General features: G+C 50.9%; 12 protein-coding genes and 4 pseudogenes. 13 read left to right on the top strand and 3 right to left on the bottom strand.

The window, feature by feature from the left end; genetic code table 11:
* Positions 1–3 precede the first annotated feature (3 nt).
* Positions 4–612 carry a hypothetical protein gene (locus tag HPY30_18395; protein ID QYZ67783.1) on the top strand — a complete coding sequence of 203 codons (609 nt, stop codon included), beginning with the start codon at positions 4–6 and terminating at the stop codon, positions 610–612.
* A 137-nt stretch (positions 613–749) separates the two neighbouring features.
* Positions 750–1,949: an MBL fold metallo-hydrolase gene (locus HPY30_18400; GenBank protein QYZ67784.1), complete on the top strand. Its 1,200-nt coding sequence runs from the start codon at positions 750–752 to the stop codon at positions 1,947–1,949.
* Between the two features lie 206 nt (positions 1,950–2,155).
* Here the strand turns inward: HPY30_18400 and HPY30_18405 are convergent, their stop codons facing one another.
* The gene (locus tag HPY30_18405) at positions 2,156–3,232 is read right to left on the bottom strand and encodes an IS630 family transposase (GenBank protein ID QYZ67785.1); all 1,077 of its coding nucleotides are present in this window, start codon (positions 3,230–3,232) and stop codon (positions 2,156–2,158) included.
* 65 nt (positions 3,233–3,297) lie between these two features.
* Between HPY30_18405 and HPY30_18410 the strand changes: the two are divergent.
* Positions 3,298–3,492, top strand: a pseudogene (locus HPY30_18410) (carbonic anhydrase).
* Here the strand turns inward: HPY30_18410 and HPY30_18415 are convergent.
* On the bottom strand, positions 3,461–3,814 hold the full coding sequence (locus tag HPY30_18415) for a hypothetical protein (GenBank protein QYZ67786.1): 354 nt from the start codon (positions 3,812–3,814) through the stop codon (positions 3,461–3,463). The pseudogene HPY30_18410 and the gene HPY30_18415 sit on opposite strands and share 32 nt — an antisense overlap.
* Before the next feature lie 197 nt (positions 3,815–4,011).
* On the opposite strand from HPY30_18415, the pseudogene HPY30_18420 reads away from it, so the two are divergent.
* From HPY30_18420 to HPY30_18430, 3 genes and pseudogenes are all read left to right on the top strand, one after another.
* A pseudogene (locus tag HPY30_18420) lies at positions 4,012–4,216 on the top strand (hypothetical protein).
* Positions 4,217–4,736: 520 nt separating this feature from the next.
* Positions 4,737–5,345 carry a transcriptional regulator gene (locus HPY30_18425; GenBank protein ID QYZ67787.1) on the top strand — a complete coding sequence of 203 codons (609 nt, stop codon included), beginning with the start codon at positions 4,737–4,739 and terminating at the stop codon, positions 5,343–5,345.
* A complete protein-coding gene (locus tag HPY30_18430) occupies positions 5,342–6,268 on the top strand; it encodes a nucleotidyl transferase AbiEii/AbiGii toxin family protein (GenBank protein ID QYZ67788.1) in 927 nt (308 codons plus the stop codon). The genes HPY30_18425 and HPY30_18430 overlap by 4 nt, the downstream gene beginning before the upstream one ends.
* A 186-nt stretch (positions 6,269–6,454) precedes the next feature.
* On the opposite strand, the gene HPY30_18435 is transcribed toward HPY30_18430, so the two are convergent.
* Positions 6,455–7,528, bottom strand: coding sequence for an IS630 family transposase (locus HPY30_18435; GenBank protein ID QYZ67789.1), 1,074 nt, complete (start codon positions 7,526–7,528; stop codon positions 6,455–6,457).
* Between the two features lie 376 nt (positions 7,529–7,904).
* Between HPY30_18435 and HPY30_18440 the strand changes: the two are divergent.
* From HPY30_18440 to HPY30_18470, 7 genes and pseudogenes are all read left to right on the top strand, one after another.
* Positions 7,905–9,908: pseudogene (locus HPY30_18440) on the top strand (DEAD/DEAH box helicase family protein).
* 1,018 nt (positions 9,909–10,926) lie between these two features.
* Positions 10,927–11,184, top strand: coding sequence for a type II toxin-antitoxin system ParD family antitoxin (locus tag HPY30_18445; protein QYZ67790.1), 258 nt, complete (start codon positions 10,927–10,929; stop codon positions 11,182–11,184).
* Positions 11,185–11,193: 9 nt separating this feature from the next.
* The gene (locus HPY30_18450; protein ID QYZ67791.1) at positions 11,194–11,526 is read left to right on the top strand and encodes a type II toxin-antitoxin system RelE/ParE family toxin; all 333 of its coding nucleotides are present in this window, start codon (positions 11,194–11,196) and stop codon (positions 11,524–11,526) included.
* A gap of 132 nt (positions 11,527–11,658) precedes the next feature.
* Complete coding sequence (locus tag HPY30_18455; GenBank protein ID QYZ67792.1) at positions 11,659–14,442, top strand: DEAD/DEAH box helicase; 2,784 nt, start codon at positions 11,659–11,661, stop codon at positions 14,440–14,442.
* 43 nt (positions 14,443–14,485) lie between these two features.
* A pseudogene (locus HPY30_18460) lies at positions 14,486–14,677 on the top strand (hypothetical protein).
* Between the two features lie 286 nt (positions 14,678–14,963).
* On the top strand, positions 14,964–15,572 hold the full coding sequence (locus HPY30_18465) for a transcriptional regulator (protein ID QYZ67793.1): 609 nt from the start codon (positions 14,964–14,966) through the stop codon (positions 15,570–15,572).
* Positions 15,572–16,495 (top strand): nucleotidyl transferase AbiEii/AbiGii toxin family protein, encoded by a 924-nt coding sequence (locus HPY30_18470; GenBank protein QYZ68129.1) that lies wholly within the window; start codon positions 15,572–15,574, stop codon positions 16,493–16,495. The genes HPY30_18465 and HPY30_18470 overlap by 1 nt, the downstream gene beginning before the upstream one ends.
* The last annotated feature ends 169 nt before the right edge of the window (positions 16,496–16,664 follow it).

A 16,664-nucleotide genomic window follows, 5' to 3' on the forward strand; every position in this document is an offset into this window, starting at 1 on the left:
CATGTGGAGATAGAGGCCATCGCGGCAAGAATTCTCGATGCCATTGCGGAGATTCAGCAGGCATTGCCTACATCTGAATTCTCATTGATTGACGAATCACTGGAAAAGATAGCCGCTGCCATCGATGAGCAGATAACAGTGCTGCGCCGAATCCCGGAAAAGATGGACCCGGGGCTCTATTTCAAAGCCTTCCGGCCCTATATCCGTTATTTCGAAAATGTACTGTACGAGGGCGTGGATCGGCAACCCATGCAGTATCGCGGCGAAACCGGGGCTCAGAGCAGTATCATGCCGGTACTGGTGGGTCTGATGAAAATCCCCCATCGCAGTTCACTGTTGACGGAACACCTGGTCGCCATACGCCAATACATGCCAGCCTCTCATCAAGCTTTGATTCGATCTGTGGAGGCCATGCCATCGCTGAAACAAGTCGCTGATAAATCGGCCTTTAATCAGGTATTAGAGGCGATGGCCAACTTCCGGGATGTCCATTACGGCTGGGCACAGGAATATATCGCGCGCCGAACTCCTGACCCCATAGGTACGGGAGGCACCCCCTATATGATCTGGCTGAAACAGTTGATCGATGAAACGCGTCAATGGCAGCGATGAGGCGGACTGTGCTCCCTCCTGGCTGCAACTGTCCGTTGATCTCAATCAGCCTCAGATAACGCGAATCAGTTGCAGCAACTAATTCCGAGATAGGAACTATACTTTTCAGTACCATAAGAACAGTAGGTCAAAGCGTCATGTCGGGACGTCAGACTGTCTTGATCATCGTAATAGCCCTCGTCGTGATAACGACTGACCTCCTTAGAACGCACTCTACTCAGGCAGATGATAGTGCTAACCCACTCCTCAAACCAGAAGTCACCAACTCGCTGAAAAGCAGATTGCCTCAACAACAAGAAACAGTAAAACAGAGCGAAATGAATCGCATCAGCCGCGCGGAGGTAGAACACGAGTACGGTACAGACCCTAACCGGATCTGGTATCCGGAAAGCGCCATCAATACCTACGATGTCCCTAACATTGTCATCAAAGAGTCGGATGAGCCTGATGCACCGTTACATACCTATCAATTGAATGATCGTACATGGTTTCTGTTCGGAAACATTGCCGAGACGGATGAATACAACCGTGGCTGGAACGGTAATGCCGGTTTTGTAGTTACCAATGACGCGGTCGTTGTCATCGATTCCCTCGGCACCCCAAAACTAGGTAAGCGCTTAATCGCCACCATACAATCGATCACCGACAAACCAATTCGATATCTAATCGTAACCCACAACCACCCCGATCATGCCTATGGAGCGGTGGCCTTTAAACAACTGGGTGGCGTGACAATCCTGGCCCATGAAGGCGCAGAACAGTATCTCAACTCTGGTTGTTGGGAATCCTCTGTGGAATTTCGTCGAGCTTTCATTGCACCGGACATGGAAGGATTCGAGATCATATTGCCGGACATTGCGATTGCTGGAGAGATATTCTCCAGACGGTCGATATACAACGGTGGAGTAACGTTTAACATCTACAACGTCGGAACCCACCACTCGTTTGGTGATTTGGTGATACATCAGGTCGAAGATAATATCGTCTGGGTGTCAGACCTGGCGTTCAACGGGCGCACAACCTTCATCGGCGACGGCAACAGCGTACAGGCCCTGGAATCAATCGACTGGTTGAGCAAAACATTCCAGGATGCATGGCTCATGGTACCGGGTCATGGCAGCGCGCAAACCACCCCTTTTCCAATGATCGAGAAGACACGTTCCTATATAGAAGGGTTGCGCAACATCATGGCACAAGCCGTAGAGGACGGAATGGACTTACAGGACGCCGTTGAGCAAGCTGAATCTGAAGAGTGGAAAAAGACACGATTGTACGAACTTAATCATCGGTCTAATGCCAACTTCATTTATCGAGAGATGGAACAGGAAATGTTCTGACTATAAAGGTAACCATGGATAGTATGCGTAATAAGGAGTATACCAGCGTTTTTCACTTTTTCGTTACGTGAAATGCAAACAACTTGATCCATTGGAGGAACAATCATGAGCAAAACAGTAGATGAAGTCTTGTCTACAAACGAAGCTTATGCAGCCGATTTTGGTGATAAAGGTAATCTGCCTATGCCACCTAGTGGGCCATGCGGTTAATTAGGTAAGGATTTCTTTGCCCTATTTACTGAGGCAATAATCTTCTCAGCAGTCTTTGTCCATCGGAATGGTTTGGCACTGTACTTGTTGTGAACCTTTACGTAGCGCTTTATCTCATCCTCAAGGTCTTTCACGCTGGTAAACACACCACGATAGAGTGCCCGTCGTTCAAGTTGTGAAAACCAGCCTTCCACTGCGTTAAGCCAGGAAGCACTTGTCGGTGTGAAATGGAAATGCACCCTTGGGTGCTTCTCCAGCCAGAGTTTAACTTCTGTGGTCTTATGAGCGCTGAGATTATCTAAGATGATATGCAAGTCCAAGTCCTCCGGTGTGCTCTTGTCTATCTGCTTTAGGAATTCGATAAACTCCTTGGCACGATGCCTATCGGTTACCTTAGCAATCACCTCGCCGCTAAGTATGTTGAATGCTGCGTATAAACTGGCCGTACCATTTCGTTTATAGTCATGCGTACGGCTGGCTATCCTGTTCTCGCTAAGAGGTAAGCCCGGCTGAGTTCTGTCTAATGCCTGAATTTGGGTTTTCTCATCGACCAACAGCACCATGGCGTTATTTGGTGGATCCATATACAGGCCAACAACGTCAATAACCTTCTCCGCAAACTGAGGGTCGCTGCTAATCTTGAAGGTTCTCAGGCGATGTGGCTTAAGGTCTGCTGCATCCCAAATCTGACGAACTTGCCATGTACTGATTTGAGCATATTCCGCCATCAATGCAATGCTCCAGTGCGTGGCTTCATGCGGGACTTGTTCGCAGGTCATTTTCAGAACTGTTTGTACCGTTTTTTCATCGATTACCGTTGGCCGTCCTGAGCGGACTGCATCCTGTAATCCATCTATTCCTTCATCGTTGAACCGGTTACGCCACTTGTAGACTGTTTTCTCCGATACACCCAAGGATCTAACGATATCAACGGGTCGGTTACCAGCATCTAACTTCAGAACTATTTGTGCTCTCAGTACCAGACCGTGAGTGACACTTGTACTTCTCAACCAGCTGGATAGCTCTTCTCGATCAGCAGATGAGAGTTGAACATGGGGGGCTTTCTTTGACATGCCCCATTATAACAAGCTCACCAAATACTTACCTTATTTTCCGCATGATCCACTAGGCGGCAATTTCCATCCTCATCTGCATGGATGCCCGTCTCGACCCTGCAAAATATAGCGGTCTCGCAGAAGGGGATGCCCATGTGATCCGCAATGCTGGCGGACGTGCAAGTGATGATGCCATCCGCTCCCTGGTAATTTCATACAAATTACTGGGCACAAGAGAATGCTTTGTCATCCACCACACCGACCGTGGAATGGAGACAATAAACTACCCCGCAGCAAGCTGACGGGGTATTGAGATGAATTGCCCGAAATCACAGATTTCATCGCAATGCTTTTTAATCGCTGCAAGCAGCGGGGAATAAAACCCCCAGAGATTGAACCATCTGCCTGGATCTCGCGTGTGAGGACAAACATCATGTTATCGATACGCGCAAACTGGCTGTCCAGCGTCTGCTCAATGACGCTGTGCTCCAGACCGTCATAAATGCTTACGCGACCATTTGCTTCGGCAAGAAGAGCTGCCTCTCTCGGGTTAAACAGGACGATCTCATAGTAATCGCTTGGCGCGTCACCTGCGGCCAATGTCTGACTGGAATATCCTCCAAGAACTATAGCGAATGTCTGCTTCCGATCAACCGAGGCAAACTGGACAAGCCGAGGTGAATGAAGCCCAAGCGGGTAAACTAATCAAACAAAGCGACGACTTTCTTTCCCAGGCTACTTCTCTCCTGGAGCAGACTAAACGAAACTGACACTCAGTACTTACCGGGGAAACACCCGTGGCCAAATCGAAACGACAGGGTTCTAACAAGGATCGGCAGTGGGCCGAGGCTAAACGAAGCTGCCGCCTCAGCAAGGAGGATATCCGTATGGCCAGGGAACTTGACCTTAACCCCCGCTCCCTGACCACCCCCCCCTTCCCCGACCCAACAGTGGAAGTTACCGGTTAAACAGTGGATCCACGAACTCTATGAAGAGAAATAGGAAAAATCCCTGTAAAAAACGCCGTGGAACCCAGCGTTTCAAATGCAGCGCACATACTGCAACTAGCCCTGCTCCACTGCACGCCATTGCGGACGAGTCTGCGTCGATGAAAAACAGAGACAACTCTCTGCAGGAGACTATGACGGACTGGCAAGAGTACGTTGATGGGTTGTGGAACGGATAGCCCACCATCAGGTTGGCGTCTTTATCATGGAACCGGGCAGTGATCGCTACTTGGGTCGACTCTGCACTCCCAAGGGCAAATAGGAGTGCCGTGTGCCCGGCTGTGGTTCTACACCGCTATTTCAGTAGCATGAAGATTTCGAGCTGATCGCCTCTACGCTGGCACCGGAGAGGAGTATCCACCTCGTATGAATATGCAAAGCAAGGGATGGAGGGAGCATTTGGACTTTAACTCCAAAAAACCACACTGATGACTACACTCGTCTTTCTACCAGATCGTGTTACAATTCCTCGGGCTTTGTATGTTTTTCCCTATGTAATGTAACATTCATACCTAATGACTCAAACGACACAGACAGACAAGGTTCTTGAACTGGTACAAAAGGAGGGAGTTCTGCGTCCCCGTGACCTCGATCCTTACGGCATCCCACGGATCTATCTCAGTAGACTCCACGCAGCCGGTAAGCTGCAACGAATCGGCCGGGGACTCTATGTACTTCCCGGTACCAACGTAAGCGAGCACCGCTCTCTGGCCGAGGCCTGTAAACGCGTACCGAAAGGAGTAATCTGCCTCCTATCCGCCCTGCGTTTTCACGAACTCACTACACAGTCGCCCTTCGAAGTCTGGCTGGCCATTGCTGAGAAGGCCTGGCGGCCACGTATGGAGTACCCTCCTCTACTTATTGTCCGCTTCTCTTCGACAGCGCTCTATGCTGGCGTGGAGGAGCACCGGATTGAGGGGGTAATCGTACCCGTCTTCACACCAGCAAAGACTGTGGCCGATTGCTTCAAGTATCGAAATAAAATTGGGCTGGATGTTTCCATTGAGGCACTCAGGGAATGCTGGCGGTCGCGGCGCTGCACCATGGATGACCTCTGGCAATACGCTAAGGTTTGCCGTGTTCAGAACGTCATGCGACCCTATCTGGAATCGCTTGCGACATGATAGGTAAACGGGGGAGAAACACTGCGGCCTCGGTGCGGGACCGGTTACTCGAACTGGCAAGGCAGCGAGGTGAGGAGTTCCAGTTGATCCTGACCCGCTATGGACTGGAACGACTTTTGTACCGGCTGAGCCAATCGGAGTACCGCAATCGCTTCATACTGAAGGGCGCAATGCTTTTCACCCTGTGGGACGACCAGATGCATCGCCCAACCCGCGATGTAGACTTCCTCGGATTCGGCGACAGCGGAGAAGCGGCACTACGAGAAATCTTTCGCAACTTGTGCAACCTACCTGTTGAGGATGACGGTTTGGTATTCCTTGCTGACAGCGTTGGAGTTGAATCGATCCTCGATGCGGCTGAATACGGTGGCACACGCGTGGTACTGCTCGGTGAGCTGGCCGGTGCCCGCATCCCAATCCAGGCTGATATTGGGTTCGGCGACGCCGTAACGCCTGAACCGGAAGAGGTTGAGTATCCCACACTACTGGGCTATCCGATGCCCCGCTTGTGGGTCTACCCGCGGGAAACTGTGGTGGCCGAAAAATACCAAGCTCTGGTCAACCTGGGTATGGCAAACAGCCGGATGAAGGACTTCTATGACCTTTGGATAATGGCTCATCAGTTTGAGTTCGACGGGCTCATATTATCCGAAGCCATTTGTAACACCTTTGTACGTCGCCAAACGCCCTTACCGAAACAAACACCATCCGGCCTTAATTCAACATTCTACGATGACAAGCAGAAAAACCTGCAGTGGAATGCATTTCTAAGTAAGGGAATGCTGCTTTCCACCTCCACTCCCCCATCGATTGAGGAGGTTTGCCATCTCCTCGAGACATTTCTTATGCAGCCAACACAGGCTCTGAAAGATGACCAAGCATTCACTGGCCAGTGGCCACCCGGTGGCCCGTGGAGAATCTGAGTGGTGTTGGAGCAACCGGCTGAATATCTGAATTGGACCAGACTATGGAGATTTCTGCTCGCGAAATCATTCTTCGTAAAATCGCCGAAGTCGAACAGCAAATTGCCCTTCTCCGAAAGCAGCAAGAAGAATCTGAGACAACACTCACATCACTGAGGGAATGCCTGGCACTAGTGGGACATGCGGTTAATTCTGTAATGATTTCTTTGCACGCCCAACAGCCGCCAGAATGTGGCTGGCAGGTTTAGTCCATTTAAAGGGTTTTGCGCTCTCCCTGTTATGAACCTTGATGAACCGCTCCAACTCAGTCTTTAGTTCTGGAACGCTGGTGAACACCCCTCGGTATAACGCACGTCGCTCAAGTTGCGAGAACCAGCCTTCCACGGCATTGAGCCATGATGAACTGGTTGGCGTAAAATGAAGGTGGATGCGCGGTCGGGAGGCCACCCATTCTCGAACAGCCTCTGTCTTGTGAGCACTCAGATTATCCATAATGATGTGCAATTCTCGGTCTGCACGCGTGCGTCTATCAAGTAGTTTCAGAAAAGATAGAAATTTTTTGCTGTTCGTTCGATCCGAAACTTTGCCAATCACTTTTCCAGTCAGTGTGTTAAATGCAGCATAAAGACTGGTGGTGCCGTGTCTTTTGTAATCATGAGTGCGACTGCCGATCCGGCTCGGATTCAATGGTAGTCCAGGTTGGGTACGATCCAATGCCTGAATCTGCGTCTTCTCATCCACGCTGAGAATAACTGCATTCTCAGGAGGATTCATATACAGACCGACAATATCAATGACTTTATCAGCGAACTCAGGATCATTACTGATCTTAAACGTTTTCAGCCGGTGTGGACGCAGATCTGCAGCCTTCCAGATCTGACGAACCTGCCAAGGTGTCACTTCTGCGTATCGAGACATTAACTCGATGCTCCAATGTGTAGATTCCTGTGGAATTCTTTTTGTGGTCAGAAATAGAACTTTGTCGACAGTCGCCTTGTCTATGACCGTAGGACGTCCGCAACGGACTCTTTCAAGTAGTCCATCAACGCCTTCGGCCTCAAATCGATTTCGCCAGCGGTGCACTGTCTTCGCTGATGTCCTTTGGGCAGTTGCAACTTCCATCGGTGTCATCCCTTCACTGAGTTGTAAAATAATCTTGGCTCTCATGATCTGGCCATGAGGAAGGGTTGTTGATCGGCACCACTCTTTTAAAATCCCAGCGGCTTTATCAGTAATCTGAAATGTCTTAGGTAAACGCATTCCATATTTTACACCGTTAACGTTTTAGTTACATTATTTTACGCATGGCCCACTAGGTGACAACGAAGCAGCGCACAAACCAAAACATCCAGCAGAAGTTCCCGTTTCTACAACGACAAGCCTAGCACCAGACGAGAAGGTCGCACTTTTTCTCCGCCTCTTTCAAGGCCGAGAGGATGTGTATCCGAAATTGTGGCAGAACCAAAAAACGGGCAAGAAGGGTTATTCGCCTGCATGTTCGAATGAGTGGATTCGCGGAGTATGTGAGAAGCCCCGGGTAAAATGCGGTGAGTGCTCCAATCAGGCCTTCCTGCCAGTAACAACCGAGGTGATTCTGGACCATCTCCAGGGACGTCACATCATTGGTGTATACCCTATGCTGAAGGACGATACCTGCCGATTTATCGCAGCCGATTTTGACAAAGCAGCTTGGCATGAAGACGTTATGGCTTTTACGGAAACCTGTCGGCGAGCAGACGTTCCTTATGCCATTGAGCGTTCCCGTTCTGGGAATGGCGCACACGTCTGGTTTTTTTTCAACAATTTTGTTTCCGCAGCGACAGCAAGGAAGATGGGCAGTTATTTTATTACGGAAACCATGGCCAGACGACATCAACTCAGCATGGCATCCTATGACCGGCTTTTCCCAAACCAGGATACCTTACCCAATGGTGGCTTCGGCAATCTCATCGCTCTCCCGCTTCAATATCACCCGCGACAGAAAGACAATACCCTCTTTCTGAATGACGAGCTGGAGCCATTTCCAGATCAGTGGGAATTCCTCGCATCGCTGGTTCCGATTCAGGTAGAGAAGGTTGAAAAGATCGCCATGGAAGCCACAACCTGTGGCCAGGTGACTGGTCTCCAGATTTCCATTACCGAGGAGGATGTTGTTGATGCCAGCCCGTGGTTGAGGCCGCCCTCCCGAAAACCAAAGCACATTCCGATCACCAACCCCGTTCCACATCAGGTGCGAGGTATTTTATCCCAACGTTTTTACATCGAGAAAGCCGGCCTACCGTCACCCTTGATCAATCAGATCCAACGGTTTGCCGCATTCCAGAACCCAGAGTTCTACAAGAAACAAAATCTTCGACTTTTCACGGCACTGACTCCCCGCGTAATCTCCTGCGCAGAAGATCATGGAAAGCACATCAGTCTGCCGCGAGGGTGTCTCGACGATGTACAGACATTGCTCCAGGAATACAAAAGCCACCTTGAGGTGGAAGATCTGAGAAGCCTCGGCGATCCCGTGGATGTTAGCTTCTTCGGTGAATTGACCGATGCCCAGCACCAAGCAGCGAAAGCCATACTCGAGGACGACAACGGCGTGATCGTGGCGCCACCTGGTTTCGGGAAAACCGTCCTTGGAACCTACCTGATCGCTGCGCGAATGTGCAGCACCTTGATCCTGGTGCATAGACAGCCGCTGTTGGAACAATGGAGATCGCAGATCGGCATCTTTCTTGACCGAGATGCGAAATCAATCGGCCAGATTGGTGGTGGGAAACGCAAGCTGACAGGGCAAATCGACGTGGCCATGATCCAGAGCCTGTCCCGAAAAGAGACCATGGACGACATCGTGGCCAAGTATGGGCAGGTTATCATCGATGAATGCCACCATCTCCCAGCTGTTTCATTCGAGCGCGTCCTTTCTGAGATAAAGGCAAAGTATGTTGTCGGATTGACCGCCACACCGCAGCGCCGCGACGGCCACCAGCCCATCATCCATATGCAGATCGGACCGATTCGATTCAGGGTCGATCCACGTAGTCAGTTAGCACAATGCCCCTTCGAACATCGACTTGTAGTTAAGGAAACCGGCTTTGAGCCTCCCATGCAGGCATCCGATATAACCATTCAAGTTCTATACAGTCTGTTGATAGCCGATGAAAAGCGCAATGAGCAAATCATCAATGATGTACTTCTGGCTATGTAAGAAAGTCGATCACCGATCGTGCTGACGGAACGAAAAAACCACCTTGAGGATCTCCATCAACGGTTAAAAGGCTTTGTCCGGCATATCGTCGCTCTGCAGGGAGGACAATCGGCAAAAGAACGGCGCAAAGTCCAGGAACAACTCGCCTCTATTCCAATGGAAGAAGAGCGCCTCTTGCTGGCAACCGGAAGATACATCGGGGAAGGATTTGATGATGCACGCCTGGATACCCTGTTTCTTTCGCTACCGGTTTCGTGGAAAGGTACCCTCGTACAATATGCTGGACGACTGCACCGGCTACATCCTGGCAAACGCGAAGTGCGTATTGTCGACTACGTTGATGGCAAGGTGCCCATGCTCGCGAGAATGTATGAAAAACGACGTGTCGGTTATCGCTCTATGGGATACCGAGAAGAGGGTAGCGGGACTTTCCTCGATTAGCCGTATAGGCCAACAGCGCTGGCCGCCCTACCCGACAAGGGCTCTTGTATCGATAGTAGTATGGATTGACGAGTTTCAGTAGCAGAACTTGACGAAAAATTTCTAACAGAAAAATACAAGATAACGGAGTAGAAAGCTGACATCCACGGCTTTTCTAGCCGTTACATCAGCATCTTTTTCCAGGTTTTTCGAGTGCCAGGAGTGGTTTTCTGGGCAAAAAACGCCGATTTTCTCTTAAAGTAATATGGAGATAATGACTGTATTCTATTGATTAATAGAACAATAAAATGGAGGCTGAGCCCGGAATCGAACCGAGGTCCACGGCTTTGCAGGCCGTATCACTTTCTTATAATTCAATAGGTTACGAAGTTTACCACCCGCATTACCACTCCGCTTAGTGATTTGGCGTTTGGAAACTGGCCACAAAATACCATCGAAAATCCAATAACGCCATTCTTCACCATCAATAAATACTAATGTGATTCTTCAGGATCAGTCTTAATACCCTATTCACCGGGTAATACTCAAGCTGTCGGTGATACGCCGACTGGAATACACAAGAGCACTCCCAAACTGCAAACCAAAGTGGAAAGCTGCCGTTAGCAGGTTTACAGCCGAGAGCACTACCATCTTCCCGTACCGGCTTAACTATCAATTCTCCATACACAAGCGATCACTGCATTACCCTGATACCGATCACTAATTATGAATGCGGCAGTATTTTGGACATTTTGACCCAAAAAGAGGCGCTGACCGGGAAATTCTCGAGCATGCAATCCAAGCAGTAGCACAGAAGACAGGCCTGCACCTCCATGTCGAAAGATGGGCGGGCTGCGCCTCTCGCTACACCACTCTATTTACTATTTTAACCCCGATTTTTCCATGACTTTTGAGTGAACGCAGTCTCAAGCGCAATTCGCCCTATATGAATTCGCCGCGCAGCACATAATACAAACATTGACAATCATTGTAGCTTCCACCATATTCAGCCTTAGGCTCATTAACTCTGGAGAAAGCCATGCACGTCTCCCTTACCCCAGAACTGGAAACCCGCATTAAAGCCAAAGTTGAAAGCGGTCTATACAACAATGCCAGCGAAGTCGTCCGCGAAGCATTGCGCTTTATGGATACTCACGAGGACTGGATTCACGAAGTCAAAGTCGCACGCCTTCGCGAGCAACTGAAAGTGGGTATCGAGCAACTGGATCGTAACGAAGGTATCACCATTGAATCTAAAGAAGCTCTGGATAGCTTGTTTAAAAATATCAAGGGATAAGCACCGCGAATGGAACCACATACTTTGCTCATCGCGCCTATTGCTCGGGACGACCTAAAATGTATTTATGATTACGGTGTTAGCAACTGGGGCGCCACACAGGCATCAAGCTACCTGGAAAAACTCAAAGAGCATTTCTGGGGACTGACTAAACAGCCAAAAATAGGTATTGAGCGCGGAAAGTTAATGCCCGGCATGCGTAGTTTTCCTGTTGGCAGTCACATCGTGTTCTACCGACTTCAACAGTCTCAAGTAGAGGTTGTTCGCGTTCTTCACTGTCGCCAGGACCCCCAACGCCACATTAAATATGTGATTCCTGGATCTGTTTTGACACCACCGTAAATGCAGGCAGATTCGGTGGTCGGCACTCAGCCACCAACATCGAGTATCAGCACCGAAAATACCATGAGTGGAAACTTGATGAATATAGTTGCTATATAAACTCGTAAACAACCCATACGATACCTTTCCATCATGTCGAAAACAAAGAAACGTAATAAAGACTCCCAAAGACCGGCCCGGCCATCAGGCTGGTCAACCAGTGACGCCGATGAGATCGAACGCCGTCGTTTGCGCGGTCTGAATGAACCATCACGGATTGAATCCCAAGCACCGGACGATAATTTTTTCGGTATCTATCAGGTCGACTCCAACAACGAGCAAACTTACCGTGTAGAGATTCGCTCTCTTGCAAAACCGATCAACAGCTGCGACTGCCCCGACCACCGCATCAACGGCCTGGGCACCTGCAAGCATATCGAGGCAACACTGTACCGGCTCCAGTACAGGCGCAAGCGCGCTTTCCAGAATGCTGCTGCCAAAGGCAGTCCATACATCGAAATCTTTCTGGACCGGCGGGACCACCAAGTCAGGGTACGCTGGCCAGAAGTCGGACATCGCCGTTCCAAGGCTCGGGGCCTCATCACCCCCTTCTTTTCCAACGACAACATTCTGGCGGGTAATCCCCTCGACACACTGCCTGCCATGCAACGGGCAATTAACGCCTCTCATCCAGCTGTCAGGCGCAGCATCCGGTGGTCACATGAGTTGAATACCTGGCTCGAAACACTGGATCAGCACGCGCAACAGATCCGCAGCCGCCAACACTTCGAGACCGAGTTAGCAGCAGGAAATGCGAGCCTCGAACTTGTCAAGCACCCTCTCTATCCTTACCAGCAGGAGGGCATGCTGCACCTGGCATTCACCGGCCGAGCCCTGCTGGCGGATGAGATGGGGCTGGGCAAAACAGTGCAGGCAATCGCCGCCTGTGAGCTGCTGCGCCGTACCTCGGGCATCCGGCGAATATTGGTGATCTCCCCCGCTTCGCTCAAGGGCGAATGGGAGGAGCAGATCGACAAATTCACCAGCCTGCATTCAAGTATTATCCAGGGGACGCGCGCCAAGCGTCTGCGCCAATACGAAGACCCTGCATTCTTCTCACTTGCCAGCTATGAGCAGATGCGATCGGACGTAGAGGAAATAAACACCACCCTGGCCCCGGATGTCATCATTCTGGATGAAGCCCAGCGCATCAAGAACTGGCAGACCAAGACGGCTATCTCAATCAAGCGCCTGAAAAGCCCCTACGCTTTTGTACTTACCGGCACACCGATAGAGAACCGCATTGACGAAATCTATTCGATCATTCAGTTCCTCGACCCACATATCTTCGGCCCCCTATTCCGATTCAACCGCGACTTCTACAAACTGGATGAGAAAGGGCGCGCCGTTGGCTACAGGAACCTCGACCAATTGCATAAGAGACTGCAGCCCATCATGCTGCGCCGACGGAAAGAGGAAGTAGAGGGGCAGCTACCGGGTCGCACGATAAACACCTATTTCGTCCCCATGCACAAAGAGCAGGTGCTGCGCTACGGGGAGTACGAGTCGCGAGTGGCGCGTCTTGCCGCTACGGCCAAAAAGCGGCCACTGAAAAAAGATGAGATGGAACAGCTCCAACTTTATCTGGCCTGTATGCGTATGCTCTGTGACACACCCTATATTCTGGACCAGGATTGCCGCATTTCACCCAAGCTGAAGGAGCTTGGCAACATCCTCCAGGAAATCATGGCGGATGGCGACCACAAGATCATTATCTTTTCCGAGTGGGAGCGTATGTTGCAGCTGGTTCGGGAGCAGGCCGAGGAGATGGGGCTGGGCTACGCCTTACATACCGGCAAGATTCCGCAGCCAAAACGCCGTGAAGAGATCCGACGTTTCAAGGACGATCCCGAGTGTCGACTATTCCTCTCCACCGACTCAGGCTCCGTAGGACTCAACCTGCAGGTGGCCGATGTAGTAATCAACCTGGATATGCCCTGGAATCCGGCCAAACTGGAACAGCGCATCGCCCGTGCCTGGCGAAAGCACCAGAAACGCCCGGTGCAGGTAATCAATCTTGTATCTGAAGGCTCCATCGAACACCGCATGCTCTCTCTGCTAGAGCAGAAACGTTCCCTGGCCGAAGGCGTGGTGGATGGTAAAGGCAAAAATGAAATGGACCTCCCCTCCGGCCGTGCCGCTTTTTTGGAGCGGATCGATACCCTGATTGCGGGTGAGTCAAAAGAACCACAAACGCCACCCGCCGATCCGCTCGATCGTCTGCGGGACGATATTCTTTCGCAGTGGAGCCATCAACTGGAACTGATGGAACTGCATGGTAAAGGAGCACAGCAGACTCTGCTGGTGGTGGCAGACCGGCTGAATGACGCTCTGCAGAGTGCCCTTACCCGGCAACTGCAAGAACGATTCCCCGAGCAGACGCCGCTATTAAAACTGCTGGACCGAGATGCCTTCGCGACCATCCAGCAACTGATCGAAGCCGGCATCTTGAACACCAACCGGGATACTGCCAGAACGGTCTACCGCGCCCCAGCCGCGGATAAACCAAAAGATGACGAACAATCAAAACGACTGACCGAGGCCCGCAACCGCCTGACCCAGAGTGAACATAAACGGCGAATGGCGAAAGTGCTCACCGAAGGCGGTTTTTCAACAGAGGCACTCGTCCCGATGCGTGATGCCGTTGAGACGGCCTTGCACGCCCTACTCTTTTGGCGGGGTCACGACACTGAAAAAACGCCAGCCCAGAAACTGATCGAGTCAACGCTGGTACAGGCGAACCTGCTGCCAGCCGAAACTTTGTCCCTAGTCGCCAATCTGCGGAAGGATCAACCAGAGATGGATGAAGCTCAAGCGGATAAACTTATCAGACAAAGCGACGAGCTTCTTTCGCAGGCGGCTTCTGCCTTGGCGTAGACTAAACAAGACTGACACTCAGTATTTTCCGGAAAAAACACCCGTGGCAAAATCGAAACGACAGAGTTCTAACAAGGATCGGCAGTGGGTCTAGGCCAAACGACGCTTCCGCCTCAGCCGGGAGGATATCCGTATGGCCAGGGAACTGGGCCTCAACCCCCGCTCCCTGATCAAAAACATCCCTTCCCCGACTCAACAGTGGAAGTTACCGGTTAAACAGTGGATCCACGAACTCTATGAAGAGAAGATCGGAAAAACCCCTGTAATAAAATGCCATGGAACCCAGTCTTTCAAACGCATCAAGCATAATGCAAAAAACCCTGTTCCACTGAACGCCTCTGCGTTAACACCGGAGAGAAGTATCCCCCTCGTATGATATTCAAAGCAAGGCATGGAAAGAGTAGTTGAACTTTAACTCCTAAAAACTACACCGATGACCACATCCGTTCTTTTTACCAGCTTGTATTACAATTCCTCGGGCTTTGTATATTTTTTCCTATGTAATGTAACATTCATACTTAATGACTCAAACGACACAGACAGACAAGGTGCTGGAACTGGTACAGAAGGAAGGGGTTCTGCGTCCCCGGGACCTCGAACCTTACGGCATCCCACGGATCTATCTCAGTAGACTCCACGCAGCTGGTAAGCTGCAACGAATCGGTCGGGGGCTCTACGTGCTTCCCGGTACCAACGTGAGCGAACACCGCTCTCTGGCCGAGGCCTGCAAACGAGTACCGAAAGGAGTGATCTGCCTCCTGTCCGCTCTGCGTTTTCACGAGCTCACTACACAGTCGCCCTTCGAAGTCTGGCTGGCCATTGGCGAGAAGGCTTGGCGGCCGCGTGTGGAGTACCCTCCTCTACGTATTGTCCATTTCTCTTCGGCAGCGCTCAATGCTGGCGTGGAGGAGCACCGGATCGAGGGTGTAATCGTGCCTGTATTCACACCAGCAAAGACTGTGGCCGATTGCTTCAAGTATCGAAATAAAATTGGGCTGGATGTTTCCATTGAGGCACTCAGGGAATGCTGGCGATCGCGGCGCTGCACCATGGATGACCTCTGGCAATACGCTAAGGTTTGCCGTGTTCAGAACGTCATGCGGCCCTATCTGGAATCGCTTGCAACATGATGGGTAAACGGGGGAGAAACACCGCGGCCTCGGTGCGGGACCGGTTGCTCGAACTGGCAAGGCAGCGAGGTGAGGAGTTCCAGTTGATCCTGACCCGCTATGGGCTGGAACGATTTTTGTACCGGCTGAGCCAATCGGAGTACCGCAATCGCTTCATACTGAAGGGCGCAATGCTTTTCACCCTGTGGGACGACCAGATGCATCGCCCAACCCGCGATGTAGACTTCCTCGGATTCGGCGACAGCGGAGAAGCGGCACTACGAGAAATCTTTCGCAATTTATGCGACATACCTGTTGAGGATGACGGTTTGGTATTCCTTGCTGACAGCGTTAGTGTTGAATCGATCCGCGATGCGACTGAATACGGTGGCACACGCGTGGTACTGCTCGGTGAGCTGGCCGGTGCCCGCATCCCAATCCAGGCTGATATTGGGTTCGGCGACGCCGTAACGCCTGAACCGGAAGAGGTTGAGTATCCCACACTACTGGAATATCCGACGCCTCGCTTGAGGGTCTACCCGCGGGAAACTGTGGTGGCCGAAAAATACCAAGTTCTGGTCAACCTGGGTATGGCAAACAGCCGGATGAAGGACTTCTATGACCTTTGGATAATTGCTCATCAGTTTGAGTTTGACGGGCTCACGTTATCCGAAGCCGTCCGTAACACCTTTGCACGTCGCCAAACGCCCTTACCGAAACAAACACCATCCGGCCTTAGTTCAACATTCTACGGTGACAAGCAGAAAAACCAGCAGTGGAATGCGTTTCTAAGTAAAGGAATACTGCTTTCCACCTCCACTCCCCCATCAATTGAGGAGGTCTGCTATCTGCTTGAAAAATTTCTTATGCAGCCAACACAGGCTCTGGAAGATAACCAAACCTTCACCGGGCAGTGGCAGCCCGGTGGCCCGTGGAAAATCTAAGTTGTGTTGGAGCGACCGACTGAACATCTGAATTGGACCTGACTATGGAGATTTCTGATCGCGAAGTCATTCTTCGAAAAATCGCCGAAGTCGAACAGCAAATTACCCTTCTCCGAAAGCAGCAAGAAGAATCTGAGACAACACTCAAATCACTGAGGGAATGCCTGGC

This window comes from Gammaproteobacteria bacterium (ex Lamellibrachia satsuma), assembly GCA_019623805.1.
Taxonomy (GTDB): Bacteria; Pseudomonadota; Gammaproteobacteria; order Chromatiales; family Chromatiaceae; genus QGON01.

What these genes read in the sequence shown, in the direction of transcription:
- HPY30_18400 (QYZ67784.1), top strand. Translation starts at nt 750, where the DNA reads ATGTCGGGACGTCAGACTGTCTTGATCATCGTAATAGCCCTCGTCGTG.
- HPY30_18405 (QYZ67785.1), bottom strand. Translation starts at nt 3,232, where the DNA reads ATGTCAAAGAAAGCCCCCCATGTTCAACTCTCATCTGCTGATCGAGAA.
- HPY30_18425 (QYZ67787.1), top strand. Translation starts at nt 4,737, where the DNA reads ATGACTCAAACGACACAGACAGACAAGGTTCTTGAACTGGTACAAAAG.
- HPY30_18430 (QYZ67788.1), top strand. Translation starts at nt 5,342, where the DNA reads ATGATAGGTAAACGGGGGAGAAACACTGCGGCCTCGGTGCGGGACCGG.
- HPY30_18435 (QYZ67789.1), bottom strand. Translation starts at nt 7,528, where the DNA reads ATGCGTTTACCTAAGACATTTCAGATTACTGATAAAGCCGCTGGGATT.
- HPY30_18445 (QYZ67790.1), top strand. Translation starts at nt 10,927, where the DNA reads ATGCACGTCTCCCTTACCCCAGAACTGGAAACCCGCATTAAAGCCAAA.
- HPY30_18450 (QYZ67791.1), top strand. Translation starts at nt 11,194, where the DNA reads ATGGAACCACATACTTTGCTCATCGCGCCTATTGCTCGGGACGACCTA.
- HPY30_18455 (QYZ67792.1), top strand. Translation starts at nt 11,659, where the DNA reads ATGTCGAAAACAAAGAAACGTAATAAAGACTCCCAAAGACCGGCCCGG.
- HPY30_18465 (QYZ67793.1), top strand. Translation starts at nt 14,964, where the DNA reads ATGACTCAAACGACACAGACAGACAAGGTGCTGGAACTGGTACAGAAG.
- HPY30_18470 (QYZ68129.1), top strand. Translation starts at nt 15,572, where the DNA reads ATGGGTAAACGGGGGAGAAACACCGCGGCCTCGGTGCGGGACCGGTTG.